Raw genomic sequence first — 26,102 nt, forward strand, 5'->3', positions numbered from 1 at the left:
GCTCTCTCCTGATCAGCGTTTGTAGGTTTGTTTGACGAAGGGCAGGGCGGCGACCGCCACCGGCAGGTACTTGCCGCGCACTTCCGCAAAAAGGGTGGTGCCGTTCTCGGTATAGCCGGCATCGACATAGCCCATGGCGACCGGGCCATCGACGGAGGGGCCGAAGCCACCCGAGGTCACCTGGCCGACCGGGGTCTTGCCCTCGGCATCGGCAAAGAGGTTGGCGCCGCCACGGACGGGTGCGCGTCCCTCGGGCTTCAGCCCGACGCGACGGCGCGAAGCGCCATCGGCAAGCTGGCCGAGAATGCGATCGGCACCGGGGAAGCCACCCTCACGGGCGCCGCCGGCCCGCCGGGCCTTCTGCATCGCCCATTCGATAGCGCCCTCGACCGGCGTCGTCGTGGTGTCGATATCGTTGCCATAGAGACAAAGGCCCGCTTCCAGACGCAGCGAATCGCGCGCGCCAAGGCCGATCGGCTTGACATCAGGATGTTCGAGCAGGCGCTGGGTGACATCGACGGCGGAAGCAACTGGAATCGAAATCTCGAAGCCGTCTTCACCGGTGTAGCCCGAGCGGGAGATGATGCAGGCGACATCGTGCAGATCGGCTTCGGCGACGTCCATGAAGCGCATGGCCGAGACATCGGCCCAGAGTTCGCCAAGCACGGCTTCGGCATGCGGTCCCTGCAGTGCGATCAGCGCGCGGTCATCGAGCATGGTGACTTCGCAGGTGTCGGCAAGTCCCTTTTTCAGATGCTCGAAATCTGCATCCTTGCAGGCGGCGTTGACGACGAGGAAGAGATGGTCGCCGCGGTTGGCAATCATCAAGTCGTCGAGGATGCCGCCTTCGGCATTGGTGAAGATCGCGTACCGCTGCCGACCCTCGCCAAGGCCGAGCACGTCGACCGGAACCAGCTTTTCGAGCGCCAGGGCGGCGTCCTCGATCTTGCCCGACTTCGGCCGGACGATGACCTGGCCCATGTGCGAGACATCGAAGAGACCGGCGGCAACACGGGTGTGCTGGTGTTCCTTCATCACGCCATCGGGGTACTGCACCGGCATGTCGTAGCCAGCAAAGGGCACCATGCGCGCGCCAAGAGAAAGGTGCAGCGCATGCAGCGGCGTATGTTTCAAATGAGGATTGTTTTCCAAATCCGGCCTCCAGGTCTGGCGCTCCCGCGCCGGCTCACACTTCCGGCGTCAATCGCCGTCGATTCGAGCCCCCTCTGTCCCTTTGCCTGAGATTGTTATCCCTTCGGCGAGCGCAAAAACGCTTCTCTCCAGAGTCCTACCGGCACCTTGCTGGTCCTTTGGCCTGAGAGTTTCCGGGGCGGTTGCTCCTTCGGCACCGGTGTGAGCCGGCTTCTCCCAACAAGATCGTCTCCAGATAACGGCGAAGGCCGGAGCTTGGCAAGAGGGCGGTGTCGCGGTGAAACACATTTTTGTCGCATGACCATAAGACGCAGCCAAGGCGGGTGCGGCAATTCTGCCTTTGCATTCTTCTCCAGTTGAGGATAACCCAAGAGCAATACCGGGGATGACCATGACAGGGCGCGAAGGAAAATTCGGGATGGCAGTGCGGCTGGTCGCCGTATTTGCGCTCGTTTTCCTGACCTTTGCCCACAAGCCGCTCGTCGCCAAGACGCTGCCCCCCGCCGAAGCCGCCGCCTATCAGCTGCCCGACGGAACCATCGCCGAAATCTGCTTCGGCATGGACGGCGTCGACCACGAAAGCGGCAAGGGCCAGGCGATGGCCCCGGTCTGCGAGGCCTGCCGTCTTTCGGGCGCCATTCTCCTGCCGGCGCCACCGACCGAGAGCGTTCGCGCCGAAACGGGCGAATGGCAGGTATCGCCGGTTGTCGCTGAAAACACGACGCCGCATCGGCATCTACGGCTGCTGCCGCCTTCGCACGGGCCCCCGACGCGCTCGTAATTCTCCTCTCGCATCCCAATACAATCTGCCGCCCTCAAGCGGCGTGGACCACCGGAAACCGGGCAAAGCCCCGGCACGTGGTCAGGAGATTATGACATGACAAAGACCAGGATCGCTTCGCTTTCGCTCGGCCTTACCCTTGCCGCAAGCGGCATCGCCCACGCCCATGCCACCTTCGAGAACGACACGGCGCCGGTGGAAACCACCTTCAAGGCGGTGCTGCAGGTTCCGCATGGCTGCGACGGCCAGCCGACCACCGAAGTGCAGGTCAAGCTGCCGGAAGGCTTCGTCTTCGCCAAGCCGCAGCCGAAGCCCGGCTGGGAGCTCGAGGTGATCAAGGGCGACTACCAGAAGACCTATGACAATCACGGCGAGAAGGTTTCGTCCGGCCCGGTGGAAATCCGCTGGAAGGGCGGCAACCTCGCGGACGAGTACTACGATACCTTCGTCGTGCGCGGCAAAATCTCGGGCTTCGACAAGGAAACCGTGCTCGCCTTCCCGACCACGCAGCTTTGCGGAACTGAAGGTAAGGTCGTCTGGGACCAGGTTGCCACCGAAGGCCAGAATGCGCATGACCTGAAGAGCCCGGCACCGACCGTGACCGTCACGATAGCCGAGGCCGCCGATCCGCATGCCGGCCATGGCGGGCAGATGGCTGCAGCCGAAGGTGCCGCAAAACTCGGCGATCTCGATATCTCCGGCGGCTCGGTAAAGGCTATGCTGCCCGGCGCCAAGGTCGGTGGCGGCTTCCTGACGATCAAGAACGGCGGCACCGGTGAAGACCGGCTCGTTGCCGTCGAAAGCGCTGCAGCCGCGCGCGTCGAGATCCACGAGATGAAGATGGAAAACGACGTGATGCGGATGCGCAAGCTCGACGACGGCGTGGCATTGCCGGCCGGCGAAACGGTCGAGCTCAAGGCCGGTGGCCTGCACCTGATGTTCATGGACGTGAAAACGCCCTTCAAGGAAGGCGACGCGGTTCCCGTAACGCTTACCTTCGAAAAGGCCGGTAAGGTGGATGCAACATTCCCGGTCGGCTCGGCCAAGGGCGGCGAAGCGGCCGGCGGCCAGAAGCATCATTGATCAAGAGATTGCGATGCCGCCTCAGGCGGCGTCGCTTTCATTCTCCTCGCCGGCGGGTTCGTCCTGCCGGCCTTCGTCTTCCTGCTTCTCGGAACCATCGTCGTCGTCGCGCATGAACTCCAGATAGCGACGCAAGGCTTCCGCCTCCGAGCGTTCCGGCAGTCGTCCGTCCGCCGTCGTCAGCATGAAAGACAGGGGCAGGGCACCCTTCGTTTTCGGGATCGACACCGGCGTCAGGGACGGTTGTTCGCTGCGCTTGGTCGAAAGCAACGTGATGGCCTCATCGGTCAGACCGTCACCGCGCACACGCGCCGACGGCTTCAGCGCTTCGGCTGCATAGGCCGCCGTGGTCGCGGATACTGTGACGACCTGGGTCACGTCTTTCCTGCCCTTCCGTTGTCAATCCATTCTTGTCGCTCAATTCCACTTGCAGGCGTGTAAAAACCGGCGCCTGCTTTTTAATAAAATCCTAACGACCGCCGATTTGACGGCAGTTGCGGCGAAAGAATTCGAAACGGGAACCTATGCTTGCAATACTGCTAAAGTTCACTCACACTCGCCCAGATAGAAGCGGGGAGGCTGCCATGACCGAGCGAAACGTGCTGGAAACCAGGGTGCGGGCCCTCTATCTCGCCCGCAACGTCAACGATCTCGACACCATGATGGCGCAGCTCGATCCGGACTTCAGCTTCCGCATCGTCGGCACTGGCAGGCTCAGTGCCATGGCGCTCGCGGTCAACACACCGGAAACAGTGCGCAGCAGCTTCGCGGCGCTCGTTGAGAACTGGGATCTGAGCGAGATGGAGATGGTCGGCTGCTATGCCGATGGCGATACCATCGTCGTCCACCGCGCCGGCTTTGTCCGATACATCCCGACGCAGGCCCGCGAGCGAACCGAAATCATCGACAAGTTCAGCTTTCGAGACAGTCGGATCGTCGATCTGACGGAATTTGTCGACACCTTGTTCGTCGCCGAAACGATCGGGCTGCTGAACGAACCGGCCGTCGCCTAATCCTCCTCGGCGCTCGACAAGATAAGCTTTTGAACCGCCGGCTCCTGGGAGCGAATGGCGTTCATCAACACGGCCAACCGGCCGCGCAGGCTGTGGACCTGGTCGAGCAGTCGCATGGCCACGTCGACGCCATCGTCATTGACGCCCATGGGCCCCGTCAGATCCTGTATCAGCCGCGCGCGCGCAAGGTCGGCGTCCTCGAAGAGCCAGCCGGCCTCCGCCTCCTGCGGCATCAGCCAGCGCTGCTCGACCCAGATGTGCAGAACCTTGACCTCTATGTCGAGATGTTCGCAGAATTCATGGTCGTTCATAGCTTACCCTCCCATGCCCTTGCGCGGATCTTCCGCCTTGCCGGCGGCCCAACTTTCGACAAAGGCGGAAAGCGCCGGATCGGGCGCCTGCGGCAGCACGATCTTCAGGATGACATAGGCATCGCCATGGCCACCGTCCGACTTGTGCAGTCCCTTGCCCTTCAACCGCAGCGTCTTGCCGGTGTTGGTGTGCGGCGGGATCGTGACGTTGACGGCGCCGTCGATTGTCGGGATCCGGATCTTGCCGCCAAGCACGGCCTCGCTCAGCGAAATCGGCACCTCGTAGCGCACGTCGTCGCCATCCGTAGCAAAGAGCGGATGCGGGCGGACGCGAATGTCGATCAGCGCGTCGCCGGCCGGTGCGCCGTCGCGACCCGGTTCTCCCTTGCCGCGCAGCCTCAGCGTCTGGCCATCGCGCGTGCCGGGCGGAATGGTCAAGTCGAGCGCGGGACCGCCGCCCGGCAGGTTGATCTGCGTCTTGGTGCCGTTGGCCGCGTCGAGGAAGCCGATCTCCATCGAGAAATGCGCATCCCGACCACGCTGCCGCTGCTGCCCGCCCGCACGGCGCGAAAAGAAGCTCGAGAAGATATCATCCCCTTCGGCAAAATCGGAAAAGCCGTGCGCACTTTCATACCGACCGGCCGCATCTGCGGTGCCGGCATAGTCGCGATAGAAGTGCCGGGGCGGGGTCTCCGCTCCCGTCTCGTCGATCTCTCCGCGATCGTATTTTCCGCGCTTGTCTTCGTCGCCAAGCACGGCATAGGCGGCCGAAACTGCCTTGAAGCGGTCCTCGGCGCCCTTGTCGCCCGTATTGAGATCCGGGTGCAGCTTCTTGGCAAGTTTGCGATAGGCGCTCTGGATGTCCTTCTGCGTCGCGTCGCGGCTGACGCCGAGCGTTTCGTATGGGCTCGTCATGCGATCTCCTTCAGGCGAGAGCGGATCGATAAACCGTGCCCGTGCCTTGTCGGCCTCGGCCCCTGCACCTTCAATCGCTCGCCTAAGAGCATAGTGCAGATTTGCGCCCGCGACAGGGGCGGGAGGCCACACGCGTTCCACCATTTCGCGAAACCAGGCGGTCTGCTACAATCAGCCGCGCAAATAAGCGCTCAAGGGGCGTACTGCCCCGAAGCTTCGGGAGGTCGAAATGTCCGTCCGCCTGCAACTCGCGATCATGGTCGGCTTGATGATCAATGCCATCCTGTTCGCCATCGGGATCCTGATCGTTCTGTCTGTGCCGGCCCTTACGGCCAACGCGAAGTATGCGATCCCGGTCGTGGTCGTCAGCTGTTTCCTCGTCACGCCGTTCATCGCCTGGATCATGGCGCCGCGACTTCGGCTCCAATACTGGAGAGAGCGCGAACAGACGAACCGGCAGCACCCGATCTAGGCGGCGCATTCATCCATTGTTGACCGTGTCCGGATTGCCGCCCCATAGCGGGCGGCGGTTGATGCAGATTGCATCTTCAACGATCAACCATTTTGTTATACCACCATTTTAGTACTTGTTTTCTAACCGGCTCCGCCTCAGATTCTCCCAAGTCTCAAGGACATAGCCGGCATGCAGGCCAGAAGGGGACTTCATGAGAACGATCGTATTGTTGCTTGCGCTCACCACGCTGGCCGCCTGTTCACAAACCTACAATGGTCCGCCGCGGGTCGTCGGCGGTGATGGCGACTACTACCAGGGCATCGTCGCGCCGCGGTAAGTGCCGGCGTCAGAATCGGTCATCGGGCGATCGCTCAGGCGGGGCATACCGGTCAGATCTCGGCCTTGAGTGCGTGCCGGGATGGGCTGATCAAGCCCGATCGTCTTTCCACGTCCAGCTGCCATCCTCCCGGCAATCCAGGAAGGCGCCGTAAAGGTCGCGTGTATCGCCTTCCTCGCCGTTGTTGAAGCAGGTGATCGAACTCTCGCAGAGAAGCCTCAGGGCGTTGCGGAAGGTTTCACGACCAAGCGTTGCCTCGATCCGGTCGAGGAAGACATATCGTGGCCTGGCGAGAAGTACCTTCGCGACCGCCAGGAGCTGCTGGTCGCCCAGGGACATTTCCCGATCCGGCTCCTTCTCCAGCCCCTCGGCACCGTCGGCGAGCCCATCGAGGCCGAGGCTGCGCAGGACCTCTAGAACCTGACTATCGGAGATGCCGTCGGGATTTTCAGGCGGCAGAAGGTATTGCCGAAGCGAACCCGGTGGCAGATAGGGTCGCTGCGGCAGAAACATCAGGTTTTCCGGGCGCTCGATCCGCCCGGTGCCGGCGGTCGGAATTCCCGCGGTTGCCCGGAAGAGGGCAGACCCCGCAGCCGCGTGCGGCCCTGAGATCAGCACAGGCGTTCCCGTTGGGACCGACAGCGACAGATCGCGAAGCAATGGCTGGCCACCCGTCGATCCCAGCGTCACCTGGTCGAAGACCAGATCGCCGTCTTGCTTCACCAGTTCGATGCCGGAGACGCTGTGTTTTCGGCTCTGCTCGATCGCCTCCAGCAAGGCACTCAGCCTCGAAACCACGGCGGCGAAATTCGAGATCGAGTTGAACTGCCGGACGATCAGCGAGAATGCGCCGACAAGCATGGCAAAGGCCGCGCCCGATTGGGTAATCACCCCGAACTCGATTTCGCCGCGCATGAAGGCCGGAGCGATGATCAAGTCCGGGATGATCTGGATCATCCAGTTATAGCCGCTGGTAAAGTAGGCCAGGTTCCGGTTGACGGCAGTAATCGTCAGGATATTGACGACCAATGCATCGAGGCGATGCAGCAATCTTGTCTTCTGCTGTCCTTCGACACCGGCCACCATCACTGCTTCTGCGTTTTCGCGCAGGTGCATGAGGCTGGATCGGAGGTTCGCCTCCTTGTCGAGCCGCTCATAGTTCAGGCCGATCAGTGGGCGACCCAGCACGATCGTCATGTACGAGCCGCAGGCGGCATAGAAAACGGCGACGGCAAACAGCAGCGGGCTGATCGACCAGAGCACGCCTGAAAACGTCACCACCGTCAGCGTGCTGCTGAACAGCATGATAATGTAGGAGAGCGTGGTGACGGTGAACGCCTGGATGTCCTCGGATATTCGCTGGTCCGGATGGCTTAGCGTCCCCGAGACTTCCACGCGATAATAGGTCTCATCCTCCAGATAGAGATCGACGGCGCGGCGCGTCATGAATTCACGCCAAAGCAGCGCCAGTCGTTCTTCGACAAAACGTGCGATAACTCCGGTGACGGTCAGTACGGCAAAGACACAGACGTAGAAAACCGCTTGCCGGATGAACTCGTCCATCTGGCGTTCGGCAATCGCCGTCATGAAATTTCGGCCGACGTAGTTGTTGACGACGTTCAGCCCATTCAGGCCGAAAAGCAGCCCCACGAGCCCTGCAAACATCAGTTTGGCCCGGCCGCCGACTTCGGAGGTCAACAGCATCCGGACAGCCCGTGCGAAGCGAAGTGCTGTTGTTCTCACCGGCACTGGCTGGCTGTCCATCAGAGCACCTTTGTTGCTGTGGCCGTCAGAGCCAACCGCCGGAAAAGCCTGCCCGTCTCAACCCCACCACCAGCGGCTCGCAGCGGCGCATGATGTTCCACAGCAGGCCGGTCCTGTAGTTCTCGATCATCAGCACCACGGGCCCCTGGTCGATGCCGAAATGATAGGGGCTGACCCACCAGCCGGATTCGGTTCCTTCCACCGGAAAGCTTCGGTTGAAGGAGGGCTTGAAGCCGTAAAGCCTGGTCATGCCGAGATTCATGCGAGCACAGTTCCAGACCGTCGGGATGACGATCTCCGGTGCAAACGGCAGGGAAGCGACGACCGCCCAGGGCGACACGGTGCCGTCATCCGGACCGAAGGGGGCGCCGCGGGCGATGTAGTCGAAGAACTCCCGCTCGACGCCGTTCACGGTACGCTTGGTCCAGCCCGGGCCGTCGCTTGCCGTGAAGCCCCAACAATGTTCGCCATAGCCGACGAAATTCAGCGGATTGCGAATGGCATATTCCTGCTGGACGAAGGTCGCGTGCCGGCTGTTCTGGAAATAGTCGCTGTTGTGCTCGCGCATGAAGTCGTCACGGATACCGCGAAAATCGATCCACATATGCGAGAGCTGGTGGGTGAAGAGCGGTCCCGAGTAAAGCAGTTCGCGGCCGTAAATGTTCCGCCAGTCGTAGCTTTCCGTGTAGGCGATGTAGGCTTCCGGCGGCAGCGGATGGGTGGGCGAGCCGAGACCGAGGATGTAGAGCAGCAACCCCTCGTCGTAACCGCGCCAACGGTAGGGGATAAAGCCGTTTTCCGGGCGCCAGCCATGGGTGAGCGTCAGCCCGTGGTCGCAGGCCCAGTTCCAGTCGGCCCGCTCATAAAGCGTGTTGGCCAGCCGGCGAATTTCGGCCTCTTCCGCGGCATCCCCATCGAAATAGGCGGCGACCGTCAGGGCGCCTGCAAAAAGGAAGGCGGAATCGATCGTCGACAGCTCGCATTCCCACACGCGCCGGCCGGTCTCGATATCGAGAAAGTGGTAGAAGAAGCCCCTGTAGCCGGAGGCGTCGGGTTCCGGTCCCTGCGGGCACTCAAGGAGAAACTGCAGCCGCCGACGCGCGATCTTTGCGGCGAACTTGCGAATGACAATGCCGCGCTCGACCAGCACCGGGATCGTCGCGAGCGCCATGCCGACCGCGGCGATGCTTGCGGGCGCGTCTTCCTGGGTCTTGTCACGGACCAGGCCGTTGTCCGGGTTGGTGCAGTGGAGATAGTAGAGCAGCGTCGTGAACTGCAACCGGGCAAGATCCTGCTCGGTCGGCATCCGGTTCAGTTCGGGATGTGTCGACAGCAATTCCGACATGGCAGCCAACCGCGATGACGATGAGGGTTCGTTCGTGTCGTGTGCGCGAGACGCTCCTTGCGGAGCGGCTCGCAAGCCTAGACGAGCCGCGCAGGGGCGATCGTCAATCCGGCGGTGGGCAGGCCCTAGACATTGTCCCCTTCGGTCGATGTCCCTGCCTTCGCAGGCTGCGCCCCTTGAACACCCCATTTCCAGCTGCTGATCGAGGGCATGTCGTCGCCATGTTTCTCGATGTACTCCCGATGCTCGATCAGCTTGGCCTGGATCGCCTGCTTGAAATAGGCAGCGCGCGCGCCCAGTTGCGGCAGGCGATCGATGGCATCGCCGGCAAGATGGAAGCGGTCGAGCTCGTTGAGCACCACCATGTCGAACGGCGTCGTCGTCGTGCCTTCTTCCTTATAGCCGCGAACATGCAGGTTGCCGTGGTTGGTGCGGCGATAGGTGAGGCGATGGATCAGCCACGGGTAGCCGTGGAAGGCAAAGATGATCGGCTTGTCCCGCGTGAAAATCCCATCGAAGTCGCGGTCCGAGAGGCCATGCGGGTGCTCTTCCGCCGGCTGCAGCTTCATCAGGTTGACGACGTTGACGACGCGAACCTTCACCTCCGGCAGGTGCTCGCGCAGTAATTGCACCGCGGCCAGCGTTTCCAACGTCGGCACGTCGCCGCAGCAGGCCATGACGACATCCGGCTCGCTGTTGGCATCATTGCTCGCCCAGTCCCAGATGCTTACCCCCATGCTGCAATGGCGCACCGCCTGTTCCATCGTCAGCCATTGCGGCCCCGGCTGTTTTCCGGCGACGACGACGTTGATGTAGTTGCGGCTGCGCAGGCAATGGTCGGTGACCGACAGCAGCGTATTGGCATCCGGCGGCAGGTAGACGCGAACCACTTCCGCCTTCTTGTTGACGACGTGATCGATGAAGCCCGGATCCTGGTGGCTGAAACCGTTATGGTCCTGGCGCCAGACGTGGGAACTGAGGAAATAGTTGAGCGATGCCACCGGCCGGCGCCAGGGGATCTCGTTGCAGACCTTCAGCCATTTGGCGTGCTGGTTGAACATGGAATCGATGATGTGGATGAAGGCTTCGTAGCAGGAGAAGAAGCCATGGCGCCCCGTCAAGAGATAGCCTTCCAGCCAACCCTGGCATTGATGTTCGCTCAGGACCTCCATGATCCGGCCATCCGGTGACAGGTGATCGTCCTCGGGATAGATCTCGGCCATGTAGCAGCGATTGGTGACCTCGAGTACGTCCTGCCAGCGGTTGGAGTTGTTTTCGTCCGGGCTGAACAGGCGGAAGTTCTTGGCATCCATGTTGTTCTTCATCACGTCGCGCAGGAACTTGCCCATCACCCGCGCCGCTTCCACGGTCGTCGCGCCCGGGCTCGGAACGTCGACGGCGTAGTCCCGGAACGCCGGCATCTTCAGGTCGCGCAGGAGCAGGCCGCCATTGGCGTGCGGGTTGTCGCTCATGCGCCGATGGCCTGATGGCGCGAGCGCCGCGACCTCGGGCTTCAGCCGGCCCTCGTCGCTGAAGAGCTCGTCGGGCCGATAGCTCTTCATCCACTGTTCCAGGATGCGGATGTGCTCGGGCTTGTCCATCTCGCCCATCGGCACCTGGTGCGAGCGCCAGTAGTCCTCGCATTTCTTGCCGTCGATTTCCGGCGGGCAGGTCCAGCCCTTGGGGGTGCGGAAGACGATCATCGGCCAGGCGGGCCGCTTGAGGTTGCCCCTCACGCGGGCGTCGTCCCAGATCTGCCGGATCTCGGCCATCGCCGTATCGAGTACGCCGGCCAGTTGCTGGTGCACGGCTTGCGGGTCGTGCCCTTCGACGAAATAGGGTTTGTAGCCCATGCCCTCGAAGAACTTCTTGAGCTCATCATGCGGAATACGGGCGAGGAAGCAGGGATTGGCGATCTTGTAGCCGTTCAGATGCAGGATCGGCAGCACGCAGCCGTCGCGGGCAGGGTTCAGGAACTTGTTGCTCTGCCAGCCGGTCGCAAGCGGTCCGGTCTCAGCCTCGCCATCGCCGACGATGCAGGCGACGACGAGGTCCGGATTATCAAAGGCGGCGCCATAGGCATGGCTCAGCGCATAACCGAGCTCACCGCCCTCGTGGATGCTGCCGGGCGTTTCCGGCGCCACGTGGCTCGGAATGCCGCCGGGGAAGCTGAACTGCTTGAACAGCCGCTGCATGCCCTCGGCGTCTTCGGCGATGTTCGGATAGAACTCGCTGTAGGTGCCTTCCAGATAGGCATGCGCCACCAGAGACGGCCCGCCATGGCCCGGGCCGATGATGTAGATCATGTTGAGGTCGTCGCGCTTGATCACGCGGTTGAGATGCACGTAGAGCATGTTGAGGCCGGGCGAGGTGCCCCAATGGCCGAGCAGGCGCGGCTTGATGTGCTCGCGCTTCAGCGGTTCGCGCAGAAGTGGATTGTCGAGCAGATAGATCTGGCCGACCGAGAGATAGTTCGAGGCCCGCCAATAGGCGTCCATCAGGCGAAGTTCGTCCGCCGACAACGGTGTCGCCGATCTTCCGGATGCCGTCTCTTTCGTCGCTGCTGTCTCAGCCGTAGCCATCTGAACCTCCCGGTGAAAAGGACCTATGCTGAAGTTCCCCCGGCTTGCCGCCCCTCAAGCCATGGCAATCTCTCGAGTTCGCTGCGGTCGTTGTTGCTTTTCTGGGGTGGGCGGACGGTGGAACGCTTGAGCTTCGAACGACAGCAGCAGGAATAGTCTTGCAACTCAGCGCCACGAACACATGCCGTGGCGGTCTCAACGTATGCAGGCTATTGCGGATAGGGTTCCGAATAATGCTCGACCACACCCCTGACGCCGCGCACGCCCTCGGCAAGTACCCGTGCCGCCCGGCGGCAATCGTCGGTCTCGACGTTGCCCCAGAGATGCACGACGCCGTCGGACACCGCGACCTTGATATCCAATCCTTCTAGGCCAGTGTTTTCGCCAAGCCGGATCAGAATGCTGCGCCGGATCGCATCGTCGCCCGTGGCCGTCTCGTCCTGTCTCGCCACCAGGATCGCCTGCAGCAGGTCGGCGCGGCTGACAATGCCGATCAGGCGGCCGTCCTTGAGAACGGGAACACGCTTGATGTGGCGCTCCTGCATCAAGGCGGCAAGGCGCCCGATGGGCGCATCCTCATCGATCGTCACCGGATCGGTCGTCATCGCGTCGCCGACCCGCCAGGAGGAGCGGCGTACATAGGCGTGAGCCCGCTCGTCTGCGGCAAGCGAAGCGTCCACCGCCAGGCCACCGCCACCCAGTTCCGTTCGGCGGATGAGATCACCCTCGCTGAGAACACCGACGAGCGCACCCGCATCGTCGACGACGGGCAGGCCGCTCACATGATTATCGAGCATGATCCGGGCTGCCTGCCTGACACTGTTGTCAGGGGACAGCTTGACGACGACAGTCGTCATTACATCTTTGACGCGCATGTCGATCCCGCTCCCAAAGGACTTGGCACCGTCATTACGCCGCGTAAGTTAGTCCCATCTCGTCGGTTCGACAACTGGTGGGTTAAGAAAAGGAGAGTGGCGGACAGGGTGGGATTCGAACCCACGGTACGGTTTCCCGTACGCTGGTTTTCAAGACCAGAGCCTTAAACCACTCGGCCACCTGTCCTTGCCTGAAGCGGCGCAAGCGCGCCTGCCTAGCAGGGCGTTATTGCGCGAAGCCCCGGCTCTTTGCAACACCTAACATGCGCCCCGACAAGATTTTCTCGACCGCGTCGGAGAGCCGCCGGGGACCCTGGTAACGATAACCATTTATAAACCATAACAAGCGAAATGCGGCGCCGGCCTGTGGATGAGTTCGCATTTTCGCCTTGATGATGTCATGAATACACACCTGTTCCGTTTCGGGACGCCGAGATTTCCGCTGGGGGTAGGCGGAAGGTTTCGAGTACGGCTTATTCGATCGATGTTGTGGGACAGATGACCTCCAGTAAAAATGCGGCATATCTGGTCAAGGGACTGCGCCTTGCAGTGATTCCGGCGCTTTGCGTAACGCTTGCAGCCTGTGGATCGACATCGAACACCAAAAAAACCGCGCGGAGCAAGGAGTACTTTCCTGAATCCGTCTATGGCGTGAAGGCGAGCCCGCGCGTTGCCACCGGCAACAATATCCCCAAGGGCGGCGGCCGCTTTCAGGTCGGCAAGGCCTATCAGGTCAAGGGCAAGTGGTACCAGCCGAAGGAAGACTTCGGCTACAACAAGACGGGCATGGCATCCTGGTACGGCTCCGCCTTCCACGGCCGCCTGACCGCCAATGGCGAAGTCTACGACAAGGCGCATCTGTCGGCGGCCCATCCGACCTTCCCGCTGCCGAGCTACGCCCGCGTCACCAACATGGAAAACGGTACTTCCGTCATCGTGCGCGTCAACGATCGCGGCCCTTACGAGTACGGTCGCATTATCGACGTTTCCTCGAAGACGGCGGACATGCTCGACATCAAGCGCAAGGGCAGCGCCAATGTGCGGGTGCAATATGTCGGCCGCGCGCCGCTCGAAGGCAACGACATGCCCTACCTGATGGCGTCCTATGTCGAGAAGGGCCAGCGCGGCCCGAGCGTGATGCCCGAAGGGCAGATCGCAACCGGCGTGATGGTCGCCTCGAACGAGCCGTTCCGCAAACAGAGCCTCGGCACCATCACCGTTCCGGCAAAGTCGTCGCTCGACGTCAGCGAACCGGTCACGGCCATGGCCGCACCCGTGCCGCAGTTTGCCCAGCAGCCGGCGTCGTTCAACGAATTCGTCATGCTGCCGGAAATCGGCCCGATCCCGCGCGAGCGGCCGGAGTACATTCCGATGCCCGACGGCAACATGGCCTATGCTGCCGCCTATTACGAAGTTCGTGTCAGCGACGCCGAATCGCCGTTCGAAGCGATCATGGTCGACAAGAAGCAGCTTACGCCGCAGGTGATCGTCGACTACGCCAAGCGCCAGAAGGCAAGCGGTTCGAGCCGCTAACAGTTCTCGGCGTTGTGCCAAAATGACCACGCTGCTATGCCCGAGGGGAAACCGGAGTTTCCCATGCGCATGAAGATGCTTTCGGCCGCTTTCCTGGGCGTTGCGTTGTTAGCCGGCGCCGCATTCGCGCAAACGCCAGCGCCCACCTTCGACACCAAGGCAAAACAGATCCTGCTGGTCGATGCAGAAACCGGCACGGTGCTCTTCTCGCGCGCCGAAAACCAGCCGATCCCGCCAGCCTCGCTTGCCAAGCTGATGACGATGGAAGTCGTTGCCGAGGCGCTCGGCAAGGGCGAGATTTCGCCCGAAACCCTGTACGACGTGTCCGAGCACGCCTGGCGCACCGGCGGCGCACCGGCCGGCACGTCGACGATGTTTGCCGCGCTGAAATCGCGCATCCGGGTTGCCGATCTCCTGCAAGGCGTGGCCGTCCAGCTTGCCAACGATGCCTGCATCATTCTTGCCGAGGGCATGACCGGCAGCGAAGGCGCGTTCGCTGAGCGCATGACGGCACGGGCGCGTGAACTCGGCTTGCCGGTTGCGACCTTCCGCAATGCGACCGGGCTGCCCGATCCAGGCAACAAGATCACGATGAGCGAACTGGTGACGCTCATCCGCCATCTGCACGAGGCGCATCCGGATCTCTACCGGCTCTATTCGCAGCCGGAATTCGAATGGAACAAGATCCTCCAGCGCAACAAGAACCCGCTGATCGCGGCCAATATCGGCGTGGATGGTCTGGCGACGGGCTTTGCCGAAGGCTTCGGCTTCTCGCTTGCCGCCTCATTGCAGCGCGGTGACCGCCGCGTCTATCTGGCGATGGGCGGACTTGAAACCGACAAGGAACGCATCGAAGAGAGCCGCAAGGTCCTCGATTGGGCGATGACGGCTTTCGAAAAAAAGCGGATTTTCACCGACGGGGAATCGATCGGCGAGGCGGCCGTCTATGGCGGCGATGCGTCCCATGTTGCGCTGGTGGCCGGCGGCCCCGTCGACGTGCTGCTGCCGGTCAACAATCCCGAACGGCTGACGGCGCGCATCGTCTACAAATGGCCCCTGCGGGCGCCGGTCACGGCCGGAACCGAGGTCGGCGTCGTGAAATTGTGGAACGGCGAGAAGCTGTTGCGCGAGGTTCCGGTGAAGACGGCCAGTGCGGTCGGGCAGGGGACGCTGACGAGCCGCGCTGTCGACGCCCTGCAGGAACTGCTTTTCTTCTGGCTCTAGTCGCGCGCACTGGATAGCGCTCTTCAAAACGCCACCTGACGGTTTCGCCCGGAGGACCAATCGGCTAAACAGAACCAAATTGCATGCCGATACGGGAAAGCATGGTGTCGCTGAAAAAAGGTCTGTTCGTAACATTCGAAGGCGGGGAAGGTGCCGGCAAGTCGACGCAGCTCCGCCTCCTGGCCGAGTCCCTGCGCGCCCGCGGCTACGAGGTGCTGACGACGCGCGAACCGGGCGGCTCTCCGGGCGCCGAATCTGTACGCCACGTGCTGCTGTCTGGAGCGGCGGAAGCCTTCGGCGTCAGGATGGAAGCGATTCTCTTTGCCGCGGCCCGCAGCGACCATGTCGAAGAAGTCATCCGGCCGTCGCTCGAAAAGGGCGTCATCGTGCTGTGCGACCGCTTCATGGATTCCTCGCGCGTCTACCAAGGCATCACCGGCAATCTCGAACAGAGCTTCGTCGAGACCCTGGAGCGCGTGGCGATCAACGGCGTGGTCCCGGATCGGACGGTCATATTCGACCTGCCGGCCAGCGTCGGCCTGGAACGGGCGCAACGCCGTGCCGGCGACGACAATCCCGACCGCTTCGAAAAGGAACAGCTGGAGACCCACGAGAAGCGGCGCGATGCCTTCCTCGACATCGCCAGGCGCGATTCCGAGCGCTGCCGGGTGGTGGACGCGACGCAGCCCGTCGAGGCCATCGCCGCCGAAGTGCTTTCGCTGGTCGAAGCCCTTCTGCCGCAGGGCGACGGCACGGACGCCTCAACCGAGAAAGTCGTATCATGAGCGAAAGAGCCGGCGTCCTGGACGGCGCCATCGCGCCCGCGGAGAACAATCGCCTGTTCGGCCATGAGCAGGCCGAGAGTTTTCTGGCGCAGAGCTATCGCTCCGGCAAGGGGCACCATGCGATCCTGATCGAAGGGCCGGAGGGGATAGGTAAGGCGACGCTCGCCTTCCGCTTTGCCCATCACATCCTGAAACATCCCGAGCCGGCCGATGCGCCCGAAGCGCTTGCCGACCCGGACCCGTGCTCTGCAATCGGCAGGCAACTCGCCTCCGGCGCCTCGCACAATCTCTTGCACCTGGCCCGCCCGATCGACGAGAAGACGGGCAGGGCGAAGGGGGCGATCACCGTCGACGAAGTCCGGCGCGCCGGCAAGTTCTTCAGCCAGACGTCGGGCACCGGCAACTGGCGCATCGTCATCATCGATCCGGCCGACGACCTCAACCGCAATGCGGCCAACGCGATCCTGAAGATCCTCGAGGAACCGCCGCGCCGCTCGCTGTTCCTGGTTCTGACGCATGCACCCGGAAAATTGCTGCCGACGATCCGCTCGCGTTGCCTGCCGCTGCGGCTGAAGCCTCTCGATGCCGCGCCGCTCGGCCAGGCGTTGGCGCACCTCGGCTTCGATCCTGCAGGCGAAGATGCCGGGCGCATTATCGCTGCCGCCAGTGGCAGCGTCGCCGAGGCTCTGAAACTGATCAATTATGGCGGACTGGAAATCGCGGCGACCTTCGAGGGGATCCTTGCAGGGCAGGGACCGGCGGTCCGGAAGGACATGCACAAGCTCGCCGACGTCCTCGCCGGCAAGGACAGCGAAACGATCTTCGATTTCTTCCAGGCACTTGCCAGCGACCGCATCATGCGCGAGGCGCGGGAGGCGGCCGTTTCCGGCGATATCATGCGCGCCGAGCGCTTCGCTCGACTTTCGGCCTCCGTGACCGAGCGACTGACCGTCAGCGATGCCTATAATCTCGACCGGAAGCAGACCATCCTGTCGCTGCTCGACGACATGAAGGCGGCGCTATAGCGCCGGCTGAAAGCGCCACTTGCGCTCGATCGCCGCCTGAAGGTCGAGCTTGTGATGCTGTGCGAAGAGCAAGACGTGTCCGAGAAGGTCCGCTGTCTCGTCGGCCATCTGAGCCCTGAGGTCGTCCGGCGATTTTCCCTGGGACCGCCCTCGACCGCTGAGTTTGTTCCAGGCCTGGGTCAGCTCACCCATTTCCTCCTGCATCTTCAAGATGAACCAGTCGGGATCGCGCTCGATCCCGTGCGCAGCGGCATAGCCGGCAGAAGCAGTTTCAAATTGGCTGCCAAGTCGATCCAGCATGACTCATCCCCTCCCATCGTTTCCGTTTTGTTCTAGGGCATGCGCCCGGACCGCGCAAGGAGGAGGGGCGTGGCGGCGCCCGCTCAGGCCGGGCTTTTCACGGATCGCATGTTTCTTCCTTCAAGCGTATGCGCTAAGAGCGTGCGTAGCTTAATCCAAGATAGATCGAATCCGCCTATGAGAGACACGTCCCCCTTCTACATCACGACCGCGATTTCCTACCCGAACGGCAAGCCGCATATCGGCCACGCCTATGAACTGATCGCGACGGATGCCATGGCGCGCTACCAGCGCCTCGATGGACGTGACGTATTCTTCCTGACCGGCACGGACGAACACGGCCAGAAGATGCAGCAGACGGCGCGCAAGGAAGGCGTGACACCGCAGGAGCTCGCCGACCGCAACTCGGCGGAATTCCAGAAGATGGCCGTGGTGTTGAACGCATCCAACGACGATTTTATCCGCACGACCGAACCGCGCCACCATCAGGCGTCGCAGGACATCTGGATCCGCATGGGCGAGGCGGGCGACCTCTACAAGGATTCCTACGCTGGCTGGTATTCGGTCCGCGACGAGGCCTATTATCAGGAAAACGAGACGGAACTGCGCGGCGACGGCGTGCGCTACGGACCGCAGGGAACGCCGGTCGAGTGGGTCGAGGAGCAGAGCTACTTCTTCAAGCTGTCCGAATACCAGGACAAGCTCTTGAAGCACTACGAGGAAAACCCTGACTTCATCGGCCCGGCCGAGCGCCGCAACGAGGTGATTTCCTTCGTGAAATCAGGCCTCAAGGATCTCTCGGTTTCGCGCACCACCTTCGACTGGGGCATCAAAGTCCCGAACGATCCGGCCCACGTCATGTATGTGTGGGTCGACGCGCTCACCAATTACCTGACAGCGACGGGCTATCTCGACAACCCGCAAGGTCCGCGCGCCAAGTTCTGGCCAGCGAACATCCATGTGATCGGCAAGGACATTATCCGCTTCCACGCGGTCTACTGGCCGGCGTTCCTGATGTCGGCCGGACTGCCGTTGCCTAAGCGTGTCTTTGCCCACGGCTTCCTGCTCAACAAGGGCGAGAAGATGTCGAAGTCGCTCGGCAACGTCGTCGATCCGTTCAATCTCGTCGAACATTTCGGCCTCGACCAGATCCGCTATTTCTTCCTGCGCGAAGTGTCCTTCGGCCAGGACGGCAGCTACAGCGAGGAGGGGATAGCGACCCGCATCAACTCCGACCTCGCCAACGGCATCGGCAACCTGGCGAGCCGCTCGCTGTCGATGATCGTCAAGAACTGCGACGGCCAGGTCCCCGTCTGCGGTCCCTTGACCGACGAGGACAGGGCGATGCTGGCCGCCGCCGACGCGCTGCACGAGATCACGCGCGACGAGATGGGCAAGCAGATGATCCACCGGGCGCTGGCGGCAATCATCGCAGTCGTATCCGAGACGGATCGCTACTTCGCCGGCCAGGAGCCCTGGGCGCTGAAGAAGACCGATCCGGCGCGCATGGGAACGGTGCTTTACGTGACGGCCGAAGTCGTGCGCCAGATCGCCATCCTCTTGCAGCCCTTCATGCCGGAATCCTCGGCAAAGCTGCTCGACCTGGTGGCAGCGCCGGCGGACAAGCGCGACTTCGCGGCACTCGGCGAGGCGGGCCGCCTTGTCTCGGGCACGCCGCTCGAAGCGCCGAAACCGGTCTTCCCGCGCTACGTCCCGCCGGAAGCGCAATAAGGCATTGAGCATGCTGATCGATACCCATTGCCATCTGGACTTCCCCGACTTCGAAGCGGAGCGTGACGCGATCGTCGCGCGGGCGCATGACGCGGGTGTCGAGCAGATGATCACGATCTCGACCCGCGTGAAGCGGTTCGAGACGATCCTTGCGATCGCCGAGGCCTATCCGAACGTCTTCTGTTCCGTCGGTACCCATCCGCACAATGCGGACGAGGAGCTGGACATCACCACGGAAGATCTCGTCCGGCTTTCAGCCCATCCGAAGGTGGTGGCGATCGGCGAGGCGGGTCTCGACTATTTCTACGACAATGCCCCGCGCGACGCACAGGCCGAGGGACTGCGCCGTCACATCGCCGCGGCGCGCGAGACAGGACTGCCGCTCGTCATTCACAGCCGCTCGGCTGACGAGGACATGGCGGCGATCCTGACCGAGGAAACAGGGAAGGGCGCCTTCCCCTTCCTTCTGCACTGCTTCTCCTCCGGCCCGGAGCTTGCTCGTATCGGCGTAGCGCTCGGCGGCTACGTCTCTTTCTCGGGCATCCTGACCTTCCCGAAATCCGAAGAGCTGCGCGAGATCGCCAAGACCGTGCCGCACGACCGGATGATCGTCGAGACCGACGCGCCGTACCTTGCACCGAAACCGTTCCGCGGCAAGCGCAACGAGCCGGCCTACGTCGCCCATACGGCCGCCGTGCTTGCCGAGACGATCGGCGTCAGCAAAGAGGAAGTCGCGACGATCACGACGGACAACGCGTTCCGCATCTTCTCGAAGATGCCGAGGCTCTGACGTGGTGGCGTTCCGGCGCACCTTCACCATTCTCGGCTGCGGCTCGTCGCCCGGCGTGCCGCGCATTACCGGTGACTGGGGCGCCTGCAATCCTGAAAATCCAAGGAACCGGCGCATGCGTGCGGCGTTGCTCGTCGAGCAGGTCGCGCCCGATGGTGGCAAGACCACGGTCGTCATCGACACGGGCCCGGATTTTCGCGCCCAGATGGTCGCGGCCAATGTCCGTCACATCGATGCGGTGCTCTACACTCATGCCCATGCGGATCATCTGCATGGCATCGACGACCTGCGTGGCTTCGTCATCGAGAACCGTCGGCGCGTGCCGATCTGGGCCGACGCCTACACGATGGAGCGCATTCGCGAGGGATTTCGTTACTGCCTGGAATCGCCGCCCGGCAGCGGCTATCCGCCGATCGTCGAGCCGCACATCATTCCCGACGACCTGCCGCCGGTCGTGATATCAGGCGCCGGCGGCCCGATCGCGTTCCGGCCGCTGATGCAGTTTCACGGCAACATTCATTCGCTCGGTTTTCGCGTCGGCGACTTTGCCTATTGCAGCGATGTGAGCGACTTTCCGGCAGAAACCATCGCCAAGCTCGGCGGCCTCGACCTGCTGGTAATAGACACGCTGCAATACAAGTTCCACCCGAGCCATCTGTCACTGGTGCAATCGCTCGGCTGGATTGCACGTTTTGAGCCGAAGCGGGCGGTACTGACGCACATGCACGTGCCGCTCGACTACGACACGGTACAGGGTGAAACGCCCGACCAGATCGAGCCGGCATACGACCTGATGCGGCTCGAATTCGACGTCGATGACCCTACGTTCAGCGCCTAAATCAGATTAGAATAAATATCTAATATACTGATTTATTTCGAGAAATATGGCGTCAGGTTGGCGCGAATGCGCTCCAGAACCGTCGCGCCCGACGTGTCCGGGACAAAGCTCTGACCGGTGATCTGCTCGAAGGCTTCGATGTAGACGGCCGCGGTCTGCTCGACGAGGTCAACCGGGATTTCCGGGATCGGATCCTTGTAGGGGTCGCAGCGTTCCGTGACCCAGGCGCGCACGAAATCCTTGTCGAAACTCCTAGGGCGTTCGCCGCGTTCGAAGCTCTGCTGGTAGCTGTCGGCGATCCAGTATCGGCTGCTGTCGGGTGTGTGAATCTCGTCGGCAAGGATGATCGTGCCGTTTTCGTCGGTGCCGAACTCGTATTTGGTGTCGACGAGGATCAGGCCGCGTTCGGCCGCGCGCTGCTGGCCACGGGCGAAAAGAGCCAGTGCATACTGCCAAACCGTTTCGAGCTGTTCCTTCGTCAGCAGTCCTTGCTCGAGGATCGCTTCGGCCGAGAGCGGTTCGTCGTGGCCGCCGTCGAAGGCCTTGCTGGTGGGCGTGATGATTGCATGCGGCAGCTTCTCGTTGTCGCGCATGCCGTCCGGCAAGGTAATGCCGTACATCTCGCGCTCGCCGTTGCGGTACTTCGTCAGGATCGAGGTGCTCGTTGTGCCGGCGAGATAGCCGCGCACGACGACCTCGACCGGCAGGATGTCGAGCCGCTTGCCGATGACGACATTGGGGTCCGGATAGCTGACCACATGGTTCGGGCAGATGTCGGCGGTTTCCTCGAACCAGTAGCGCGCCGTCTGCGTCAGCACATGACCTTTGTTCGGGATCGAGGTCAGGATGACGTCGAAGGCGCTGAGGCGATCCGTAGCGATGATGATGCGGTTGCCATCGGGCAGGTCGTAGTTTTCACGAACCTTGCCTTTGTAGCGGTTTGGCAGTTCCGGAATGAAAGCATCTGAAAGAACGCGCAATTCGCTCATCGCATCTGGCCTTGAAAATGAGGTGTTCGGTACTGGAACGCTAAGCAGGCTGGAAAGGCCGGGTCAAGCTCGCCAAGGCAAGGTTCAGCCGCAATCCATGCTTTCCGGCATATCCGATAGTTCCATAATCTATCTTATGTGATCTTTGTTTGTAGCCGGGGCGGATTCCATTTTCATATGCATCACCCCTCTCAAGCTGACGAAATGTGCGCCGAGCCCAGCGATCGCTCAGTGCCGGCCTTGTCTCAGTTCTACCCGCTACGCCAGTTCGAATTCTGCTCGGCTTGCCATATAGGCTGATGAACTGGGCTCGCTTGTCATCATGGTCTTTCGCCAGGTCTCTTGCTCGGCATTGATCAAAGCCAGCTCCCAGACGCAGGCAATGACGGGTCGCTTTCTCGTATCCACGGGTTCAGCGGCAGAATACTGTTTTCGATAGATATGCTGACAAAGAACCGAGCCCTGTATCCACCAGTGAACCGATATGGAAAGACCAAGCGTGCCTGGATGAACGATCACGAACCCCAGGCCATTGCTGTCGCCTTGGTCTGCGACACGCGGAAGAACATCTGCCTGGGCGAATGATCGCGCCAAGCTGACCGTTGCCCCGTCGATCGCATGGCTGTCTGCGACAAGGCCATAGACCTTCAGCCTGAGATCGCCGATCTCCCAACGGCCCGGATGCGAAACGGCTCGGGGATGAAAGACTTCGATCGTGCTCGGGTTCATCGACATGGTCCGGTCGTCTCCTCAACGGATGATACAGTGGCTTGAACTTATCCAGCTCGAAGCGTCAGCCGGCTCTTCGCCGGAGATCGGACGGCAAACCAGCCAGCCAGCAGGACCAGAGACAGCATGACGACGTTGTGGGCATATTTGGCGGTCGGCTCCACCTCGCCCATCAATGGGAAATACGTGAAGGCCAGCGTTCCTCTGCTGACTAGGAAAGCCAAAGCGACGGCGGCGATGTGGTGGACGGTCCAACCCGGCGGTTGCGCCTGCCACCACACCAGGCCGCCGACGACGGCGATCACGGACGCATTGAAGGCAACGCCGCGCCAACTCTCCCCAAAGACGTCCATCGCCAGCAGAAACGCCAGCGGCAGCGTCGCCAGGAAGGTTAGAACAGGTTTGGCGGACGATGATGTATCGCGTTCGGCGCTCGCCTTCCGGCCAAAGGTGGTGCCCACAAACCAGGCGGCGAGCACGCATGCGGCGACGAGAGCGGCCGATGTAATGAACTGCGACGCCGATGCATTTTGAGATTCTGGATCAAACGCGATGAGCAGCGCCGTACCCGCGTACACAATCGCCGCGATCGTGATCCCCACTGGCCCCAACCAGGGCTCCATGGCCCGGCGTGGGCGCCAGGCCTCAGCAATCGCAATTGGTGCGCCGAAGCTGAAGATCACATGCCCGAGAATGAAGTTCAGGGCCTGGTTCGCACTGATGGAAAGGGCGGGAATGAACGCGGCCTGGCGGGATTGAGCCCAACCTTCATAGGCGAAGTAGTCCTTAGCGAAGAGCGATTGATCAATCAGGCATGCCTGAGCAATGCCAAGAGCGAGCGTCAGCAGAAGCAGAGATGGCCAGCCCCACCCGGCCCGCCTAACAACCTCGCGCGCGAGCAAGGCTGGCGCGCCGTAAAGTGCCGCAAAGAATAGCAGCGCAAACAGGACGGCAGCGATGTTACCGGTGTTGTCCGCATAGGCGGCAAGCAGTTCGGCACCAATGGCGCTGAGCCCTGCCAGGCACAAGATCTGCACTGGCCCCAGATAATCTCTGCGACCCTTCGTAAGGTAGGGCTCGGATCGGCCGTCAGTGGTCAAACAGGGATCCCGCTACTTTGAGTAGAACAACGAAACGTAAAAATAGGGATGGTTGCCGACAGTCGCAAGCCCTGCCCGCATTGCTCGACAACATCGAAGCCGTGTCAGCATTCTCGTTGTCCGGCATTCGCATTGTTCGTTCACTCCTCAGATGGAGGAGTTTCCGCCGGAGCTAGCCTCTTACGTCCTTGGTAAGCCGATCCGCGGGCCCGAAATCGGTCATCTCTGTTCCCGACAACCGGAAACCGAGAGCTTGATAGAACGAAACCGCATAGCCACCGGACGTTACACCGAGCGTCCTGATGCCGGCGTGCGCGGCCCGCCGCTCCGCCTCAATCAGCAGCATGCGGCCGATTCCCTGCCGCCATGCGCCGGGATCGATGAAGACGGCATCGACCTCCGCAACCTCTGCAGACCTCGGCAACATTGTGCAGAAGCCGACGACCTCGCCGTCCAGTTCGGCGACGAACGAATGCGCTATGTTTTCAGGCGCGACGCCGAAGACGCCAGGATTGTCGAGCAGTTCCTGATGGTGTTCGCCGGTCGCCAAGGATGCAAGGCGCTGGAGCGCCTCCAGGCGCTCATGGTCGGCGACGGTGGCCTGGCGGATCGTTGGCTGCATGGTTTCCATCAAATGACGCACGAGTGTGCCCATAGCCATACTCTGAGCGGTCGTCCTGCTCAATCACTGCGAGATTTTGCAGCCTCTCCTCGGCGCATACACCGCCCCTGCCCGCATCGGACGCAGCTGTTGCCTTGACAAAAAAATCTGTCAAGGCAACTATCCACCCATGCTCGATCTTGATGTCATAGACGCGCCGGCCGCCGCCGCGCTTGCCCTGGAGCCGATCAAGGCCCGCTTGCTGTCGGAGCTCGCCGCGCCTGCATCGGCCGCCGCACTGGCCGCCCGGGTGGGATTGACGCGCCAGAAGGTCAACTATCACCTCCGGGCGCTCGAAGAACACAAGCTGATCGAACCGGCCGAGGAGCGGCGCTGGGGTGGACTGACCGAGCGACTTATGGTGGCGACGGCTGCATCTTACGTCGTTTCGCCGGCGGCGCTGGGACCGATTGCCGCCGATCCCGGACGTAGCAACGATCGCCTTTCGGCCAGCTATCTGGTCGCGCTGGCGGCTCGCATGGTGCGCGAAGTCGGCAGCCTGCTCCGCAGCGCCCGCCAACAGGACAAGCGGCTGGCGACGCTGTCGATCGACACCGTGATCAGCTTTCGTTCGCCGGCGGAGCGCGCCGCCTTTACTGCCGATCTCACCCAGGCCGTAACCGCGCTCGCCGCGCGCTACCACGATGAAAGCGCGCCGAACACACGGCCGCATCGGCTCGTCATTGCCTCTTATCCTGCGCCAAACGACGTGGCTGCAGGCAACGTCGACCCCGACGACACCAACTCCTGAAAGGATATCTCATGCCGATCAAGAAGGATGGCAGCGGAAAGCGCTGGGTTGAAATGGAACTGATCGTGCCGGGCTCGCCCGAAGAGGTCTGGCACGCGATCGCGACCGGCAACGGCAATAGTGCCTGGTTCACCAAGACGGAGATCGACGAACGGATCGGAGGCAGCATCGCCTTCGACTTCGGTCCGAACGGTGGTTCGACCGGCGAGGTCACCCACTGGGAGCCACCTGCCCGCTTTGCCTATGTCGAGCGTGAATGGAGCGAAGGCGCGCCGCCGGTCGCAACCGAAATCACCATCACGGCGCGCTCCGGCGATCGCTGCGTGCTGCGCATGGTGCACTCGCTGTTTTCCTCGACCGACGACTGGGACGATCAGTTGGAAGGATTCGAGGGCGGCTGGCCCGCGTTCTTCGAAGTCTTGCGGATCTATCTCGCGCACTTTGCCGGCGAGAAAGCGGCAAGCTGCTTCGCCATGGCACGAACGAAAGAACCGGAAGCCAAGGCCTGGGAGCGCCTGACCGAAGCGCTTGGGCTTGCCGGCGCGAATGTTGCCGAGGAGCGCACCACGCCACCACAGCCGGAGCACCTTGCCGGCATCGTCGAGCGGGTGCAGCAGGACGCCAAGCAGCGCTATCTGCTCCTGCGCTTGAAGGCCCCTGCCGCCGGCATCGCGCTGATCGGAACCTATTCGACCGGCGATGGCGCCAATGCGAGCATGGCGCTCTATTTCTACGGCGATGACGCGAGAGTGCGTGCGGCCGACAGCGAACCGAAATGGCGCGACTGGCTCGAAGCAACGTTCCGGTAAACCCTGCTCGATCGAACCGGCCAGCTTTCAGTTCAGCCCGCTGTTCCAGGAGCGGCGGGTTCCTCTTCGACCTGCCGCCACCCTCTCCACCAATATCACTAACTTATGATATTTAAATCAATACATTCGAATTATATTGCAAGTTATTGGATATACATACCAATCTCTCAGCATGAGAGTGGCCATAGCCACTTTCGCTGCCGACGCTCCCGTTTCCAAGCCGCA

At 62.1% G+C, this 26,102-nt stretch carries 27 protein-coding genes, 1 tRNA gene and 1 riboswitch; of the genes, 14 read left to right on the forward strand and 14 right to left on the reverse strand.

From position 1 onward, the window contains the following. Positions 1–12: 12 nt before the first annotated feature. Positions 13–1,152, reverse strand: a complete 1,140-nt coding sequence (gene gcvT / locus XB14_RS08455) for a glycine cleavage system aminomethyltransferase GcvT (RefSeq protein ID WP_077961173.1) — start codon at positions 1,150–1,152, stop codon at positions 13–15. A gap of 141 nt (positions 1,153–1,293) precedes the next feature. After that, positions 1,294–1,381: riboswitch (glycine riboswitch) on the reverse strand. A 162-nt stretch (positions 1,382–1,543) separates the two neighbouring features. On the opposite strand from gcvT, the gene XB14_RS08460 reads away from it, so the two are divergent. Then, the gene (locus XB14_RS08460) at positions 1,544–1,933 is read left to right on the forward strand and encodes a hypothetical protein (protein WP_077961932.1); all 390 of its coding nucleotides are present in this window, start codon (positions 1,544–1,546) and stop codon (positions 1,931–1,933) included. A gap of 96 nt (positions 1,934–2,029) precedes the next feature. Then, on the forward strand, positions 2,030–3,016 hold the full coding sequence (locus XB14_RS08465; RefSeq protein WP_077961174.1) for a DUF1775 domain-containing protein: 987 nt from the start codon (positions 2,030–2,032) through the stop codon (positions 3,014–3,016). A gap of 21 nt (positions 3,017–3,037) precedes the next feature. On the opposite strand, the gene XB14_RS08470 is transcribed toward XB14_RS08465, so the two are convergent. After that, positions 3,038–3,394 (reverse strand): hypothetical protein, encoded by a 357-nt coding sequence (locus tag XB14_RS08470; protein ID WP_077961175.1) that lies wholly within the window; start codon positions 3,392–3,394, stop codon positions 3,038–3,040. 206 nt (positions 3,395–3,600) lie between these two features. On the opposite strand from XB14_RS08470, the gene XB14_RS08475 reads away from it, so the two are divergent. Beyond that, entirely contained in the window at positions 3,601–4,029 is a 429-nt protein-coding gene (locus XB14_RS08475) for a nuclear transport factor 2 family protein (protein ID WP_077961176.1), read from the forward strand. On the opposite strand, the gene XB14_RS08480 is transcribed toward XB14_RS08475, so the two are convergent. Both XB14_RS08480 and XB14_RS08485 read right to left on the reverse strand, forming a co-directional pair. After that, complete coding sequence (locus tag XB14_RS08480; RefSeq protein WP_077961177.1) at positions 4,026–4,340, reverse strand: chaperone modulator CbpM; 315 nt, start codon at positions 4,338–4,340, stop codon at positions 4,026–4,028. The two genes, XB14_RS08475 and XB14_RS08480, sit on opposite strands and share 4 nt — an antisense overlap. Positions 4,341–4,343: 3 nt before the next feature. After that, on the reverse strand, positions 4,344–5,255 hold the full coding sequence (locus tag XB14_RS08485; RefSeq protein WP_077961178.1) for a DnaJ C-terminal domain-containing protein: 912 nt from the start codon (positions 5,253–5,255) through the stop codon (positions 4,344–4,346). 229 nt (positions 5,256–5,484) lie between these two features. Here XB14_RS08485 and XB14_RS08490 point away from each other — a divergent pair, with 229 nt between their 5' ends. Next, positions 5,485–5,727 (forward strand): hypothetical protein, encoded by a 243-nt coding sequence (locus XB14_RS08490; RefSeq protein WP_077961179.1) that lies wholly within the window; start codon positions 5,485–5,487, stop codon positions 5,725–5,727. A 193-nt stretch (positions 5,728–5,920) separates the two neighbouring features. Then, positions 5,921–6,046 (forward strand): hypothetical protein, encoded by a 126-nt coding sequence (locus XB14_RS33760; protein WP_255380881.1) that lies wholly within the window; start codon positions 5,921–5,923, stop codon positions 6,044–6,046. Positions 6,047–6,136: 90 nt separating this feature from the next. Here the strand turns inward: XB14_RS33760 and XB14_RS08495 are convergent, their stop codons facing one another. The 5 genes from XB14_RS08495 to XB14_RS08515 form a co-directional block, all read right to left on the reverse strand. After that, positions 6,137–7,810, reverse strand: coding sequence for an ABC transporter ATP-binding protein/permease (locus XB14_RS08495; RefSeq protein WP_077961180.1), 1,674 nt, complete (start codon positions 7,808–7,810; stop codon positions 6,137–6,139). 25 nt (positions 7,811–7,835) lie between these two features. Beyond that, a complete protein-coding gene (locus XB14_RS08500) occupies positions 7,836–9,155 on the reverse strand; it encodes a glucoamylase family protein (RefSeq protein ID WP_077961181.1) in 1,320 nt (439 codons plus the stop codon). A 125-nt stretch (positions 9,156–9,280) separates the two neighbouring features. After that, a complete protein-coding gene (locus XB14_RS08505; RefSeq protein WP_077961182.1) occupies positions 9,281–11,737 on the reverse strand; it encodes a phosphoketolase in 2,457 nt (818 codons plus the stop codon). Positions 11,738–11,946: 209 nt separating this feature from the next. Next, positions 11,947–12,612 carry a CBS domain-containing protein gene (locus XB14_RS08510; RefSeq protein ID WP_077961183.1) on the reverse strand — a complete coding sequence of 222 codons (666 nt, stop codon included), beginning with the start codon at positions 12,610–12,612 and terminating at the stop codon, positions 11,947–11,949. 97 nt (positions 12,613–12,709) lie between these two features. Then, positions 12,710–12,799: transfer RNA gene (locus XB14_RS08515), tRNA-Ser, on the reverse strand. Between the two features lie 311 nt (positions 12,800–13,110). On the opposite strand from XB14_RS08515, the gene XB14_RS08520 reads away from it, so the two are divergent. The 4 genes from XB14_RS08520 to XB14_RS08535 all read left to right on the forward strand — a co-directional run bounded on the left by XB14_RS08520 (position 13,111) and on the right by XB14_RS08535 (position 17,179). Then, positions 13,111–14,145, forward strand: a complete 1,035-nt coding sequence (locus XB14_RS08520) for a septal ring lytic transglycosylase RlpA family protein (RefSeq protein ID WP_077961933.1) — start codon at positions 13,111–13,113, stop codon at positions 14,143–14,145. Positions 14,146–14,208: 63 nt separating this feature from the next. Next, the gene (locus tag XB14_RS08525) at positions 14,209–15,369 is read left to right on the forward strand and encodes a D-alanyl-D-alanine carboxypeptidase family protein (protein ID WP_077961184.1); all 1,161 of its coding nucleotides are present in this window, start codon (positions 14,209–14,211) and stop codon (positions 15,367–15,369) included. A gap of 104 nt (positions 15,370–15,473) precedes the next feature. Then, positions 15,474–16,154: a dTMP kinase gene (gene tmk / locus XB14_RS08530; protein WP_077961934.1), complete on the forward strand. Its 681-nt coding sequence runs from the start codon at positions 15,474–15,476 to the stop codon at positions 16,152–16,154. Beyond that, positions 16,151–17,179, forward strand: a complete 1,029-nt coding sequence (locus XB14_RS08535) for a DNA polymerase III subunit delta' (RefSeq protein ID WP_419178570.1) — start codon at positions 16,151–16,153, stop codon at positions 17,177–17,179. Before tmk ends, XB14_RS08535 begins: the two co-directional genes overlap by 4 nt. Here the strand turns inward: XB14_RS08535 and XB14_RS08540 are convergent. Then, complete coding sequence (locus XB14_RS08540; RefSeq protein ID WP_077961185.1) at positions 17,174–17,479, reverse strand: pyrophosphatase; 306 nt, start codon at positions 17,477–17,479, stop codon at positions 17,174–17,176. The two genes, XB14_RS08535 and XB14_RS08540, sit on opposite strands and share 6 nt — an antisense overlap. Positions 17,480–17,656: 177 nt before the next feature. Here XB14_RS08540 and metG point away from each other — a divergent pair, with 177 nt between their 5' ends. From metG to XB14_RS08555, 3 genes are read left to right on the forward strand one after another with little or no spacing between them, the layout of a single operon-like run. Then, entirely contained in the window at positions 17,657–19,210 is a 1,554-nt protein-coding gene (gene metG, locus XB14_RS08545) for a methionine--tRNA ligase (protein WP_077961186.1), read from the forward strand. Between the two features lie 10 nt (positions 19,211–19,220). Beyond that, entirely contained in the window at positions 19,221–20,000 is a 780-nt protein-coding gene (locus XB14_RS08550; RefSeq protein ID WP_077961187.1) for a TatD family hydrolase, read from the forward strand. Positions 20,001–20,004: 4 nt separating this feature from the next. Beyond that, on the forward strand, positions 20,005–20,838 hold the full coding sequence (locus XB14_RS08555) for an MBL fold metallo-hydrolase (protein WP_077961936.1): 834 nt from the start codon (positions 20,005–20,007) through the stop codon (positions 20,836–20,838). A gap of 32 nt (positions 20,839–20,870) precedes the next feature. Here XB14_RS08555 and XB14_RS08560 read toward each other — a convergent pair whose 3' ends face one another. From XB14_RS08560 to XB14_RS08575, 4 genes are all read right to left on the reverse strand, one after another. Then, positions 20,871–21,818 (reverse strand): phosphoribosylaminoimidazolesuccinocarboxamide synthase, encoded by a 948-nt coding sequence (locus tag XB14_RS08560; RefSeq protein ID WP_077961937.1) that lies wholly within the window; start codon positions 21,816–21,818, stop codon positions 20,871–20,873. 267 nt (positions 21,819–22,085) lie between these two features. Continuing rightward, positions 22,086–22,562, reverse strand: coding sequence for a hypothetical protein (locus XB14_RS08565; RefSeq protein WP_234804009.1), 477 nt, complete (start codon positions 22,560–22,562; stop codon positions 22,086–22,088). Positions 22,563–22,603: 41 nt separating this feature from the next. Beyond that, positions 22,604–23,656 (reverse strand): hypothetical protein, encoded by a 1,053-nt coding sequence (locus XB14_RS08570; RefSeq protein ID WP_210190008.1) that lies wholly within the window; start codon positions 23,654–23,656, stop codon positions 22,604–22,606. Between the two features lie 172 nt (positions 23,657–23,828). Next, positions 23,829–24,341: a GNAT family N-acetyltransferase gene (locus tag XB14_RS08575; protein WP_143348295.1), complete on the reverse strand. Its 513-nt coding sequence runs from the start codon at positions 24,339–24,341 to the stop codon at positions 23,829–23,831. Between the two features lie 106 nt (positions 24,342–24,447). Between XB14_RS08575 and XB14_RS08580 the strand changes: the two genes are divergently transcribed. Both XB14_RS08580 and XB14_RS08585 read left to right on the forward strand, forming a co-directional pair. After that, positions 24,448–25,068 (forward strand): helix-turn-helix domain-containing protein, encoded by a 621-nt coding sequence (locus XB14_RS08580; protein WP_077961189.1) that lies wholly within the window; start codon positions 24,448–24,450, stop codon positions 25,066–25,068. Positions 25,069–25,079: 11 nt separating this feature from the next. After that, positions 25,080–25,877, forward strand: a complete 798-nt coding sequence (locus XB14_RS08585; RefSeq protein ID WP_143348296.1) for an SRPBCC family protein — start codon at positions 25,080–25,082, stop codon at positions 25,875–25,877. Positions 25,878–26,102: the final 225 nt, after the last annotated feature.

This window comes from Ensifer adhaerens, from assembly GCF_002007205.1.
In the GTDB taxonomy this organism is placed as follows: domain Bacteria; phylum Pseudomonadota; class Alphaproteobacteria; order Rhizobiales; family Rhizobiaceae; genus Ensifer; species Ensifer adhaerens_D.

Excerpts from the sequence above, each read along its gene's own strand:
- XB14_RS08460 (WP_077961932.1), top strand. The coding sequence starts at position 1,544 with ATGACAGGGCGCGAAGGAAAATTCGGGATGGCAGTGCGGCTGGTCGCC.
- XB14_RS08465 (WP_077961174.1), top strand. The coding sequence starts at position 2,030 with ATGACAAAGACCAGGATCGCTTCGCTTTCGCTCGGCCTTACCCTTGCC.
- XB14_RS08475 (WP_077961176.1), top strand. The coding sequence starts at position 3,601 with ATGACCGAGCGAAACGTGCTGGAAACCAGGGTGCGGGCCCTCTATCTC.
- XB14_RS08480 (WP_077961177.1), bottom strand. The coding sequence starts at position 4,340 with ATGAACGACCATGAATTCTGCGAACATCTCGACATAGAGGTCAAGGTT.
- XB14_RS08485 (WP_077961178.1), bottom strand. The coding sequence starts at position 5,255 with ATGACGAGCCCATACGAAACGCTCGGCGTCAGCCGCGACGCGACGCAG.
- XB14_RS08490 (WP_077961179.1), top strand. The coding sequence starts at position 5,485 with ATGTCCGTCCGCCTGCAACTCGCGATCATGGTCGGCTTGATGATCAAT.
- XB14_RS33760 (WP_255380881.1), top strand. The coding sequence starts at position 5,921 with ATGAGAACGATCGTATTGTTGCTTGCGCTCACCACGCTGGCCGCCTGT.
- XB14_RS08495 (WP_077961180.1), bottom strand. The coding sequence starts at position 7,810 with ATGGACAGCCAGCCAGTGCCGGTGAGAACAACAGCACTTCGCTTCGCA.
- XB14_RS08500 (WP_077961181.1), bottom strand. The coding sequence starts at position 9,155 with ATGTCGGAATTGCTGTCGACACATCCCGAACTGAACCGGATGCCGACC.
- XB14_RS08505 (WP_077961182.1), bottom strand. The coding sequence starts at position 11,737 with ATGGCTACGGCTGAGACAGCAGCGACGAAAGAGACGGCATCCGGAAGA.
- XB14_RS08510 (WP_077961183.1), bottom strand. The coding sequence starts at position 12,612 with ATGCGCGTCAAAGATGTAATGACGACTGTCGTCGTCAAGCTGTCCCCT.
- XB14_RS08520 (WP_077961933.1), top strand. The coding sequence starts at position 13,111 with ATGACCTCCAGTAAAAATGCGGCATATCTGGTCAAGGGACTGCGCCTT.
- XB14_RS08525 (WP_077961184.1), top strand. The coding sequence starts at position 14,209 with ATGCGCATGAAGATGCTTTCGGCCGCTTTCCTGGGCGTTGCGTTGTTA.
- XB14_RS08535 (WP_419178570.1), top strand. The coding sequence starts at position 16,151 with ATGAGCGAAAGAGCCGGCGTCCTGGACGGCGCCATCGCGCCCGCGGAG.
- XB14_RS08540 (WP_077961185.1), bottom strand. The coding sequence starts at position 17,479 with ATGCTGGATCGACTTGGCAGCCAATTTGAAACTGCTTCTGCCGGCTAT.
- metG (WP_077961186.1), top strand. The coding sequence starts at position 17,657 with ATGAGAGACACGTCCCCCTTCTACATCACGACCGCGATTTCCTACCCG.
- XB14_RS08550 (WP_077961187.1), top strand. The coding sequence starts at position 19,221 with ATGCTGATCGATACCCATTGCCATCTGGACTTCCCCGACTTCGAAGCG.
- XB14_RS08565 (WP_234804009.1), bottom strand. The coding sequence starts at position 22,562 with ATGTCGATGAACCCGAGCACGATCGAAGTCTTTCATCCCCGAGCCGTT.
- XB14_RS08580 (WP_077961189.1), top strand. The coding sequence starts at position 24,448 with ATGCTCGATCTTGATGTCATAGACGCGCCGGCCGCCGCCGCGCTTGCC.
- XB14_RS08585 (WP_143348296.1), top strand. The coding sequence starts at position 25,080 with ATGCCGATCAAGAAGGATGGCAGCGGAAAGCGCTGGGTTGAAATGGAA.